12 protein-coding genes are annotated in these 9973 nt (G+C 66.4%); 2 read left to right on the forward strand and 10 right to left on the reverse strand.

The annotated features are described in order from the left end of the window. Positions 1-226: 226 nt before the first annotated feature. The 7 genes from AB7849_RS18330 to lptM all read right to left on the reverse strand — a co-directional run bounded on the left by AB7849_RS18330 (position 227) and on the right by lptM (position 5733). Positions 227-841: a hypothetical protein gene (locus AB7849_RS18330; protein ID WP_037099657.1), complete on the reverse strand. Its 615-nt coding sequence runs from the start codon at positions 839-841 to the stop codon at positions 227-229. Positions 842-877: 36 nt separating this feature from the next. Next, positions 878-2221, reverse strand: a complete 1344-nt coding sequence (gene hslU / locus AB7849_RS18335) for an ATP-dependent protease ATPase subunit HslU (protein WP_008211128.1) — start codon at positions 2219-2221, stop codon at positions 878-880. 122 nt (positions 2222-2343) lie between these two features. Beyond that, the gene (gene hslV, locus AB7849_RS18340; RefSeq protein ID WP_008211131.1) at positions 2344-2880 is read right to left on the reverse strand and encodes an ATP-dependent protease subunit HslV; all 537 of its coding nucleotides are present in this window, start codon (positions 2878-2880) and stop codon (positions 2344-2346) included. A gap of 140 nt (positions 2881-3020) precedes the next feature. Further along, entirely contained in the window at positions 3021-3926 is a 906-nt protein-coding gene (xerC, locus tag AB7849_RS18345) for a tyrosine recombinase XerC (protein WP_369501501.1), read from the reverse strand. 1 nt (position 3927) lies between these two features. Next, positions 3928-4614, reverse strand: a complete 687-nt coding sequence (locus tag AB7849_RS18350) for a DUF484 family protein (RefSeq protein ID WP_008209369.1) — start codon at positions 4612-4614, stop codon at positions 3928-3930. Positions 4615-4675: 61 nt separating this feature from the next. Continuing rightward, on the reverse strand, positions 4676-5524 hold the full coding sequence (gene dapF / locus AB7849_RS18355) for a diaminopimelate epimerase (protein ID WP_369501502.1): 849 nt from the start codon (positions 5522-5524) through the stop codon (positions 4676-4678). A gap of 17 nt (positions 5525-5541) precedes the next feature. Then, complete coding sequence (lptM, locus tag AB7849_RS18360) at positions 5542-5733, reverse strand: LPS translocon maturation chaperone LptM (protein ID WP_008207786.1); 192 nt, start codon at positions 5731-5733, stop codon at positions 5542-5544. Between the two features lie 122 nt (positions 5734-5855). Here lptM and AB7849_RS18365 point away from each other — a divergent pair, with 122 nt between their 5' ends. Beyond that, positions 5856-6545: a hypothetical protein gene (locus AB7849_RS18365; RefSeq protein ID WP_008207789.1), complete on the forward strand. Its 690-nt coding sequence runs from the start codon at positions 5856-5858 to the stop codon at positions 6543-6545. 97 nt (positions 6546-6642) lie between these two features. Here AB7849_RS18365 and AB7849_RS18370 read toward each other — a convergent pair whose 3' ends face one another. Together AB7849_RS18370 and AB7849_RS18375 are read right to left on the reverse strand one after the other, a co-directional pair. Continuing rightward, positions 6643-7053: a fosfomycin resistance glutathione transferase gene (locus tag AB7849_RS18370; protein WP_369501503.1), complete on the reverse strand. Its 411-nt coding sequence runs from the start codon at positions 7051-7053 to the stop codon at positions 6643-6645. 75 nt (positions 7054-7128) lie between these two features. Next, positions 7129-7602 carry a GNAT family N-acetyltransferase gene (locus tag AB7849_RS18375; RefSeq protein ID WP_008210006.1) on the reverse strand — a complete coding sequence of 158 codons (474 nt, stop codon included), beginning with the start codon at positions 7600-7602 and terminating at the stop codon, positions 7129-7131. A 200-nt stretch (positions 7603-7802) separates the two neighbouring features. Here AB7849_RS18375 and AB7849_RS18380 point away from each other — a divergent pair, with 200 nt between their 5' ends. Next, a complete protein-coding gene (locus AB7849_RS18380) occupies positions 7803-9287 on the forward strand; it encodes a RimK family alpha-L-glutamate ligase (protein ID WP_008207796.1) in 1485 nt (494 codons plus the stop codon). Positions 9288-9455: 168 nt separating this feature from the next. On the opposite strand, the gene AB7849_RS18385 is transcribed toward AB7849_RS18380, so the two are convergent. Next, on the reverse strand, positions 9456-9713 hold the full coding sequence (locus tag AB7849_RS18385) for a hypothetical protein (protein ID WP_008207801.1): 258 nt from the start codon (positions 9711-9713) through the stop codon (positions 9456-9458). Positions 9714-9973 lie beyond the last annotated feature (260 nt).

Genomic DNA, 9973 nt, shown 5'->3' on the forward strand with positions numbered 1-9973 from the left:
GAGGGGTTGTGCACAGCGGTATCGCCAACGTGGTGACGGCGAGTTGTATGGCTTCTTACGCGCGAAAGCGGTGCGCGTTGCGGCGGATAACTCTAGGGATGCTCTGATTTTGCTCGTCATCCCAGCGAAAGCTGGGATCCAGTGTCTATAGGCCATTGAAAGCAAAGACGCTGGATTCCTGCTTTAGCAGGAATGACGAGCAGAAGATCGATTGATCAGACTTTCCCTAGTTGGCGTGCCCCACGCCCGAGTCGCCCTGGGTCAGCGGCGGCGGGTTGCCGGCGACCGCAAGCAGGGATTGGGCGTAGCCATCCTCGATGCTGATGGTGGAGACCTCGTCCCAGGCGAAGTACGAGGCTTCGCGCAGCCATTCGGCGTCCGGGCTGACTTCCTGCATGGTGAAGCCGTCCTCTTCCACGCCGACCAGCCGGCCGATGTAGCAGACCTCGGCCTCTTCCTCGCTGTCCACGTGCACGCCGATCACCGGCGACAACAGGCCGGCGGCCTGCACCACGTCACGGATCGAATCGAGCGGGAAGCTGGGCGGCATGTGCGGGATCAACTGCTTCAGCCGCAGCGCCTTTTCCATGAATTCGTGGTGCTTGTCGGGTGCTTCCAGTTCGGTGATGTCGCGGTGCCGCATCACGTACATGCCGTCGTAGGTGAGGGTATCGCCCACCACCCACAGCAACAGGAATTCGCGGCCGACGCCGCCCACGTAGCCGCAGAAGCTGCCGTGTTCCAAGTCTTCGCGCCACAACCGCACCAGCTGCTGGCTTTGCTGCGCTTCACGCAGTTGCGCCCGCTGACCGGTGGTTTTCAGTTCGATAACAGTGCCCATGGCGCCCATTTTACCAGACCGGGCCGGCCGGCTTGTTTACAGGATGTAGCGGCTCAGATCTTCGTTCTGGACCAGCGATCCAAGACTTTTGTCTACATGTTCGGCGTCGATCATGTATTTTTCGCCGGATTTGTCTGCTGCTTCGTAGGAAATCTTCTCCAGCAGCCGTTCCATCACCGTGTGCAGGCGGCGGGCGCCGATGTTCTCGGTGCGCTCGTTCACCTGGAACGCCACCTCGGCCAGCCGGTCGACGCCGGAGTCGGTGAATTCGACGGTGACGCCCTCGGTGCCCAGCAAGGCGACGTACTGCTTGGTCAGCGCGTTGTGCGGCTCGCGCAGGATGCGCTTGAAGTCGTCCACCGACAGTGCCGACAGCTCGACGCGAATCGGCAAGCGCCCCTGCAGCTCCGGGATCAGGTCCGACGGCTTGGCCAGCGAGAACGCGCCGGAGGCGATGAACAGCATGTGGTCGGTCTTGATCGGGCCGTACTTGGTCGACACGGTGGAGCCTTCCACCAGCGGCAGCAGGTCGCGTTGCACGCCCTCGCGGCTGACCCCGGAATGGCCGTAATCGCTGCGCTGGGCCACCTTGTCGATCTCGTCGATGAAGACGATGCCGTTCTGCTCCGCCGCTTCCACCGCCTGGGCGCGGATCTCCTCGTCATTGAGCAGCTTGCCGGCTTCCTCGTCGATCAGCAGCGGGCGGGCGGCCTTGATCGCCAGCTTCCGCTGCTGCGTCTTGGCGCCGCCGATGTTCTGGAACATCTGGCGCAACTGCGCGCCCATCTCCTCCATGCCCGGCGGCGAGACGATGTCCACGCCCACGTTCATGGCGAAGTCCAGCTCGATCTCGCGCTCGTCCAGCGTGCCCTCGCGCAGCTGCTTGCGCAGCTTCTGGCGGGTGTCGCTCTCGATCGACGGCGCCGGGGTGGCATCGTGGCTCCAGTCGGTCGGCTCGCTCTGCCGGCGCGGCAGCAGCGCATCGAGGATGCGGTCCTCGGCGCGGTCTTCCGCCTGGGTGCGCACGCGCTTGATGGCCTGCTCGCGGGTCAGCTTGTAGGCGCCGTCGACCAGGTCGCGGATGATCGATTCCACGTCCTTGCCCACGTAGCCCACCTCGGTGAACTTGGTGGCTTCCACCTTCACGAACGGCGCATTGGCCAGGCTGGCCAGGCGGCGCGCGATCTCGGTCTTGCCCACGCCGGTGGGCCCGATCATCAGGATGTTCTTCGGCGTGATCTCGTTGCGCATTTCCGGCGCCAGCTGCATGCGCCGCCAGCGGCTGCGCAGCGCTACGGCCACGGCGCGCTTGGCGTCGTGCTGGCCGATGATGTAGCGGTCGAGTTCGTTGACGATTTCGCGGGGAGTGAGTTCGGACATGTTTGCGTCAGTGTGTGGAAAAGCTGCAACGCCAGGATGCGGCTTTTGGTGAGAAGTGCGGCCATGGATGGCCGCCCGTTTGATCTTCGCGATCAGGGACGATCGCAAAAACTGAGCAGCGCCTACAGCTCTTCGATCGACGTGTTGTGGTTGGTGTAGATGCAGATGTCACCGGCGATCTTCAGCGCGCGCTCGACGATGGCCCTGGCATCCAGCTCGGTGCTCTCCATCAGCGCCAGTGCGGCGGACTGCGCGTACGGGCCGCCGGAACCGATGGCGATCAGGCCGTGCTCGGGTTCCAGTACGTCGCCGTTGCCGGAGATCAGCAGCGAGGCCTCCTTGTCGGCCACCGCCAGCATGGCCTCGAGGCGGCCGAGGCGGCGATCGGTGCGCCACTCCTTGGCCATCTCCACCGCGGCGCGGGTGAGGTTGTTGCCGTACTTGTCCAGCTTCTGCTCGAACAGTTCGAACAGGGTGAAGGCGTCGGCAGTGGCGCCGGCGAAACCGGCCAGCACGTCGGCGTTCTTGCCCAGCCGGCGGATCTTGCGCGCGTTGGCCTTCGCCACGATGTTGCCCAACGTGACCTGGCCGTCGCCGCCGATCACGACCTTGCCGTTGCGGCGCACGCTGACGATGGTGGTGGCGTGGAAGGATTCCATAAAAGCTCCAAGGTTGAACGAACCAGATGGGGTCGGCTTGCCGAGGCTTCAACACGCGGCCAGGAAGCGAGTGAAGAGGAGTGAGGAGCGAGAGAAAGCAGGGTCGGCTTGCTTTTCTCTCACTCCTCACTCCTCCATCTTCACTCCTCGCTCTTGGCTCCTCGCTTGGCCCGCGGATGCGCCGCGTCATACACCTTGGCCAGATGCTGGAAATCCAGGTGCGTATAGATCTGGGTGGTGGCGATGTCGGCATGGCCGAGCAGTTCCTGCACGGCGCGCAGGTCGCCGGAGGATTCCAGCATGTGGCTGGCGAAGGTGTGGCGCAGCAGGTGCGGGTGCACGTGCTTGGTGAAGCCGTGCTGCAGCGCCAGCGTCTTCATCCGCGCCTGTACCGTGCGCGGGCTGATCGGTGCGCCGTGGCGACCGCGGAACACCGGGCTTTCCGGCGCGCTGCCCTCGGCGGCGCCCAGCATCCGCAATGCGGTGACGGCGTAGCGGCCCACCGGCACCAGCCGCGTCTTGCGGCCCTTGCCGAGCACGCGGACTTCGCCCTCGTCGAGGTTGAGGTCGCCCCAACGCAGGCCGGTGAGCTCGGACAAACGCAGGCCGCTGGAATAGAACAGTTCCAGCATCGCGCGGTCGCGCACGGCCAGCGCACCTTCGCCGCTGCCTTCGACCAGCGCCGCGGCCTCGTCCACGTCCAGCACCTCGGGCAGCTTGCGGCGCACCTTGGGGCCGCGTACGCCGGCGGCGGGATCGTGGTCCAGCAGGCCCTCGCGGCTGAGCTGGCGGAACAGGCTGCGACAGGAGGACAACAGCCGCTGCAGGCTTTTCGGCGCCAGTCCGGCGCGGTGTTCGGCAGCGATGAAACTGCGCAGCTGGGATGGTTGCAGCGTATCGAAGCCGGTCAGGTCCTGCGCTTCCATCCAGCGCAGCAGCTTGTCCAGGTCGCGCCGGTAACCGGCCACGGTGTGCGGCGACGCCTGGCGCTCGCCGGCCAGGCGGGCCAGCCACGCCTCGACCTGCGTGCGCGGCGCGGCGGTCATCTCAGGCGCCGTCTTCGGCGCGCATCAAGGCGGCGGTGACGGTGGCGGCGATCATCTTCAGGAACAGCGTGCCCATGCCGGGCTGGAAGTGGTCGGCGTTGGCGCTGCCCAGCGCCAGCATGCCCAGTTCGCCCAGCGGCATGACCGCGGCGGAGTGGATCTCGCGGGCATGTTCGCCGAACAGCAGCTGCAATCGTTCGGGGGTGAGCCGGCCGGTGATCGGCTCGTGGTGGGCCAGGAAATCGGCGAACTCCGGTAATGCATTGCGGCCGCCGTCGATCACGCTCAGCCAGTCCGCCGGCGGCAGGTCGAGATGGTTGCCGAACAGCAGCAGGCGCACCTGTTCGACGTGGAAGTCGGCGTCGAGCCGGGTGATCACGCTGCGCGCGGCCACCGCCGGCGTATTCGCGCGCAGCATGGTGACGTTGAGTTCGTGCACGCGCTGCATCAGCTTTTCGTTGTCGGCGGCGATGGCGGTGAGTTCGGCCAGGCGGCGTTCCAGCTCGGCGTTCTTCTCGCGCAGATGGTGCAGCTGGTAGCTGGCCAGCGAGGCCACCGCCCCCTGTTCGCGCGGAATGGTGAGCTGCCGGGCCAGTTCCGGGTAATGGCTGAGGAACTGCGGATGCTGCTTCAGATAGGCAGCCACATCGCTGGCTTTCAGGGTGTCGTCGAGCAGGGGGTCGGTCATGCGCGGAATCCTTGGGCAGTGGGTGGCACCGACCCGAGTGTGCGATGGACGGGCCCGCGCTTCAATCCGCCGGGGTCGATTCCAGCCATTCGCCTTCGAACACGAAGGCCGCCGGGCCGGTCATCCACAAGGTATGGCCGGGGCCGGGCCAGTCGATCTGCAAGTTGCCGCCGGGCAGTGCGACCTGCACGCTCTCGTTCACTTCATCGCGCTGGCGCAGCACGGCCATCGCGGCGCAGGCACCGGTGCCGCAGGCCTGGGTCCAGCCGGCGCCGCGTTCATGCACGCGCAGGCGCAGGCGGCTGCGGTCGAGCCGCTCCACGAAGCCGGCGTTGGCGCCTTCGGCGAAACGCGGATGCCGGGTGAGTGCGGGGCCCAGCCGCGCCAACGCGGGCGCTTGCAGGTCGTCCACCACCACCACCGCGTGCGGGTTGCCCATCGACACGGCGCCGATCTGCAACCGGTCGCCATCCACGTCGATGGTGTAGCGGTCGGCTTCCTGCGTGGCCTCGAAAGGCACCTGGGCGGGCGCGAAGCGCGGTTCGCCCATGTCCACCGCCACGCGGTCGGCGGCCAGCAGGCGCACCGTCACCGCGCCGGACGGGCTTTCCACCCGCAGCGTTTCGCCCAGCGCCACCGCGCCAGCGCGATGCAGCCATGCGGCCACGCAGCGCACGCCGTTGCCGCACTGGCCGGAGGGCGAGCCGTCGCCGTTCCAGATGCCGTAATAGAACGCACAGGACGGATCGCGTGGCGGTTCCACGCTCAGCAACTGGTCGAAGCCGACGCCGGTGTGGCGGTCGGCCAGGGCGCGGATCGTGGCGGTTGGCAGGTCGAGCAGGCCATCGCGGCCGTCCAGCAGCACGAAATCGTTGCCGATGCCGTGCATCTTGGTGAAGTGCAAGGTCATGGCGGTGCGGCCGGTGGTCAGTGATCGACGGGCATTGTCGTCACGCTGGTGGCGTGCGCGGGCGCTGACGTCGAGGCCGCGGGAGCGATCACGGGCGCTGCGGCTGTCGGCGCCACCGGCTTGGGCAGGTACAACGGACCCTTGTTGCCGCAACCGGCAAGGGCGACGGCGGCAAGGCAGAACGGCAGCAGCAGGATCGATCGACGCATGGCAGGAATTTCCGCGAAATACGGCCGCAGTATAGCCAAGCGTGAGCGGATCGCCGCGCCCGAGCCGGTGGCGCCGCTATCATGGCGAAAGCCTTGCGGCTGTCATCACCTGGGATGGTCCGATGGACTGGAACGAACTGCTGCGCCTGCCCACCACCTTGCTGTGGATTCTTTCCGCGCTGGCCTTGTTGCTGGCGCTGGTGCAGCTGGTTGTCGTGCGTCAGCGCCTGAATGCGCGGCGGCATGTCGCCGCGAGCGGCCATGCCCTGGTGGTGCTGGTGGCCTTCGTCGTCGCCCTGCTGCTGGGCAGCCTCGGCGCCACGCTGCGCGGCTATCGCTTCCTGGGCGAAGAACTGCCGGTGGTGCAGATCGATGCACGCATCCTGTCGCCGCAGCGCTGGTCGCTGCGGCTCACCTGGCCCGACGGCAGCACGCGACAAGTGCTGCTCGATGGCGACGACTTCCGCATCGAGGCGCTGGTACTGAAGTGGAAGCTGCCCGCCGTGCTCGCTGGCGTGCCGCCGCTGTACCGGCTTGATCGCCTGGAAGGCCGCTACGACGATGCCGCGCAGGAAGCGCACGCACCGCGCACCGTCACCGATTTCGACGAAGCCGGCAGCTTCGACCTGCTCGCCCTGAAGAAGCAGTACCCGCGCTGGCTGCCCGAAGTGGACACGCTGTACGGCAGCGGCGCCTACCTGCCGCTGGTCGACCGCGGCCACTACAACGTGAACCTGATGCGCACCGGCGCGCTGGTGGCGCGGCCGGACGATGCCACCGCGCAGCGACTCGGCGAGCCGATGGGCCACTGAGCCGGCGGCCTTCAACGACGAGTGAGGTGTCGCATGGACGCTGCAGGCGGAAACAGCCGCTTCGGCTCGTTGTGCCAGCCGTGTCAACGGCCCCTGCCTAGTCGTACAGCTCGAGGCCTTCGTACGGCTGCTGTCTGAGCGCGGCCAGCCGGCTGCGCAAATCGCCAGCATGGATTTCCAGCTTGTGCCCGTCCGGATCCAGGAAATAGAGCGAGTCGCCTTCGCTGCGGTTTTCCTTCCACAGGACGACATTGCAGGAGCGGATGGCCTCGGCACAATCATCGAACGCCGCACGATCCACGGAAAAGGCCAGGTGGGTGTATTCGGGTTGCGGGCCGTGGCGCGTTTCCGCGTCGAGCGACAGGCAGATCCAGCCCTCGCCCGCCAGAAGATAGGCGCCGCGCGCCCATTTCGCCGCCGGTCTCAATCCAATCACCGCGGTGTAAAACGAAAACGACCGCTCGAGATCGCTCACGGCCAGGGTGACGTGATTTATGCCCGTGATCATGCCGGCCTCCTCGCTCTGCTCACTTGAGCTGGTCTGTATTTGAGAAGTAGTGTTCTTTCACGCGTCGGGAATCGCCTATCCCAGCGCCTTTTCATAGCGCCAGCCGTTGCCGCCGTCTTCGTAGAAGCCGTCGAGGAAGCGATTGCGGCGGTAGCCCAGGCGTTCGTACAGCCGGATCGCGGCCAGGTTGTCGGTGCGCACTTCCAGCCGCAGGGCATGGCAGCGGCGACGGCGTGCAGCGGCTTCGGCGGCTTCCACCAGCGAGGTGCCGACGCCCTTGCCGCGCGCGTCGGGCTTGCTGGCGAGGGAATACAGCCGCGCCACCTTGCTGCCCTTGCGGAAGAACACCACGGCGGTGCCGAGGAAGTGGCGATGGTTGGCGCTGGCCACCAGCACCAGGGCGCTGTCGCTGTCGAGGTGGCGACGATACTGCGCGCGGCTGAGGCGGTCGCTCGCGAACGTGGCCAGTTCCAGCGCGACCAGGTCGTCGAGGTCGGACAGTTCGGCGCGGCGAACGCGCACCGCGGCGGTGGCTGGCGGTGGGGGCATCGGTTTCCTTGGGGCGACGACGACAACAAGCGGGAGGTGTGCGCGGCACTGTAGTCGCCGTTCGCCGCAGCGGCAATCGCGGCGTGGCGCGGGGATTTAGTCCCGCTTCAGTGCCTGCCCTTGTATGCGGCCCGAGGTGCGCACAAACTGCGCGACATTGTCGTGTCCCCGCACGGCTTCCATCGCCTTATGAGGGTGACATGACCCGTCTCGTCATTGTTGTCGAGAAAGCCTCCGACTGGGGGTCGTACTATCCATCCGTCGACGTGGTGAGCGCGATGGATTACCTGCGCGAACCGGTGGGCGCCGACGACGAACGTACCCACGTCATCAACCTGTGCCGCAGCTACAAGTACCTGGGCACCGGTTATTACGTGTCGTTGCTGGCGGAGGCGCGCGGGCATCGGGTGATGCCGTCGGTGCGCACCATCAACGACTTGCGCCGGCGTTCGCTGTACGGCCTGGACATCGACGACCTCAACCAGAAGCTCACCCACTTCCTGCCCGCTGGCGGTCGCGACACCACCGACTTCGGCACCCTGGTGTACTTCGGCGAAACCGCCTACCCCGCGTTGCAGGACTTGGCGCGGCAGGTGTTCGAGATGTTCCCCTGCCCGCTGCTGCGGATCGAGTTCGAACGCGAGCGGGTGTGGCAGGTGGCCTCGATCAAGCCGGTCGGCCTGCACACGCTGGACGATGCCCAGGAAGACGGCTTCGCCACCGCGCTGGACAGTTTCTCGCGCAAGCTGTGGCGCAAGCCGCGCGTGCGCAAGCGCTCGCGCTACGACCTGGCGATGCTGGTGGACCCGGCCGAGCAGATGCCGCCGTCCAACCGCAAGGCGTTGAAGTCGTTCGTGGCGGCGGGACGCGAGCTGGGCATCGAGGTCGATCCGATCGGCAAGAACGATTACCAGCGCCTGGCCGAGTACGACGGCCTGTTCATCCGCGAGACCACCGCCAGCGACAACCACACCTACCGCTTCGCCCACCGCGCGGAAAAGGAAGGCATGGTGGTGATGGACGACCCCACCTCGATCCTGCGCTGTACCAACAAGATCTTCCTCAACGATTTGATGGTCTCGCGCAAGCTGGCGGTGCCGCACACCGAAATCCTCTACCGCGACGACAGCCGCGGCATGAAAGAGGTGGTCGAGCGGCTCGGCTTTCCGCTGGTGCTGAAGATTCCCGACGGCTCGTTCTCGCGCGGCGTGGTGAAGGTGGAAGACGAGGCGGCATTGGCCGCGGCAGCCAGCAGCCTGTTCCAGCACAGCGCGCTGCTGCTGGCGCAGGAATTCGTCTACACCGAGTTCGACTGGCGCATCGGCGTACTCAACCGCGAGGCGCTGTACGCGTGCAAGTACTACATGTCGCGCGGGCATTGGCAGATCTACAACCACGGCGCCAAGGGCACGGCCAAATCCGGCGGCTTCGAGACCATCCCGGTGCGCGATGCGCCGACGGAAGTGGTGAAGCTGGCGCTGAAGGCCACCAATGCGGTGGGCGACGGCCTCTACGGCGTGGACCTGAAGCAGGTCAACGGCAAGCCGGTGGTGATCGAGGTGAACGACAACCCGTCGATCGACGCCGGCGTGGAAGACGTCTACCTGGGCGAGGATCTATACCGCCGCATCATGCAGGAATTCCTGCGCCGGATGGAGCGCAAGCGGCTGGGTATCGGTCGCTGACCCGGCCAGCTTCCGTGGCAGCCGGGTCGGCAGGCGTTCCTTCGCAAGATCGCTGCGGCGACGGGGGAGACGCCGCAGCGACGGTTCCAGGCGCGATCGTCCTGATCGCGTAATCCACTGCCAGATGGAAGGGGAAAGCAGCGCGGGACGACTCCGCGCCGCGGAAAATCAATGCCAGGCCGCCCGCAGGTGCCGACCGCGGCGGCGCGACCAGTGCGCCAGCAGATGCAACGGCAACGCCGGCTCCAGTGTCAGCAGCAAGGCCAGCGGCGCACCCAGCAGCCACAGCAGCGGCGCCCAGCCGAGCAGCGCCGTATGTGCGGGTACCAGCGTGGTGAGCAGCAACACGCCGCCGCCGAACAGCCACAGCACGGCAATGGCGAGCAGGTGGATGCGGCGATCGTGATTCGTGACGGATGAGCGCATGGCGGAAGCCCCGTGGAAACGTGGAACAGAGCTTGCCGCCCGCCCATCTCAAAACCTGCGATTGCCCGAGATTGAATATCTCTCCCCGCCCCCTCACCGCCACATCCCCCTCACCGCCACGCCTCCCTCACCGTCATTCCAGCGAAAGCTCACTGCTGACCGGAATAATTTCGAATACCCCCTGTCGTGCGGTGGCATATGCCGAAATCGGTTTTTGCCCGTCATTCCGGCGAAGGCCGGAATCCAGTGACTGTGTGGCT

Source organism: Rhodanobacter sp. FW021-MT20, from assembly GCF_041107475.1.
GTDB lineage: Bacteria > Pseudomonadota > Gammaproteobacteria > Xanthomonadales > Rhodanobacteraceae > Rhodanobacter_A > Rhodanobacter_A glycinis.

Bases quoted from the DNA above. Each gene is read 5' to 3' on its own strand.
- AB7849_RS18330 (WP_037099657.1), bottom strand. From the start codon at position 841: ATGGGCACTGTTATCGAACTGAAAACCACCGGTCAGCGGGCGCAACTG.
- hslU (WP_008211128.1), bottom strand. From the start codon at position 2,221: ATGTCCGAACTCACTCCCCGCGAAATCGTCAACGAACTCGACCGCTAC.
- hslV (WP_008211131.1), bottom strand. From the start codon at position 2,880: ATGGAATCCTTCCACGCCACCACCATCGTCAGCGTGCGCCGCAACGGC.
- xerC (WP_369501501.1), bottom strand. From the start codon at position 3,926: ATGACCGCCGCGCCGCGCACGCAGGTCGAGGCGTGGCTGGCCCGCCTG.
- AB7849_RS18350 (WP_008209369.1), bottom strand. From the start codon at position 4,614: ATGACCGACCCCCTGCTCGACGACACCCTGAAAGCCAGCGATGTGGCT.
- dapF (WP_369501502.1), bottom strand. From the start codon at position 5,524: ATGACCTTGCACTTCACCAAGATGCACGGCATCGGCAACGATTTCGTG.
- lptM (WP_008207786.1), bottom strand. From the start codon at position 5,733: ATGCGTCGATCGATCCTGCTGCTGCCGTTCTGCCTTGCCGCCGTCGCC.
- AB7849_RS18365 (WP_008207789.1), top strand. From the start codon at position 5,856: ATGGACTGGAACGAACTGCTGCGCCTGCCCACCACCTTGCTGTGGATT.
- AB7849_RS18370 (WP_369501503.1), bottom strand. From the start codon at position 7,053: ATGATCACGGGCATAAATCACGTCACCCTGGCCGTGAGCGATCTCGAG.
- AB7849_RS18375 (WP_008210006.1), bottom strand. From the start codon at position 7,602: ATGCCCCCACCGCCAGCCACCGCCGCGGTGCGCGTTCGCCGCGCCGAA.
- AB7849_RS18380 (WP_008207796.1), top strand. From the start codon at position 7,803: ATGACCCGTCTCGTCATTGTTGTCGAGAAAGCCTCCGACTGGGGGTCG.
- AB7849_RS18385 (WP_008207801.1), bottom strand. From the start codon at position 9,713: ATGCGCTCATCCGTCACGAATCACGATCGCCGCATCCACCTGCTCGCC.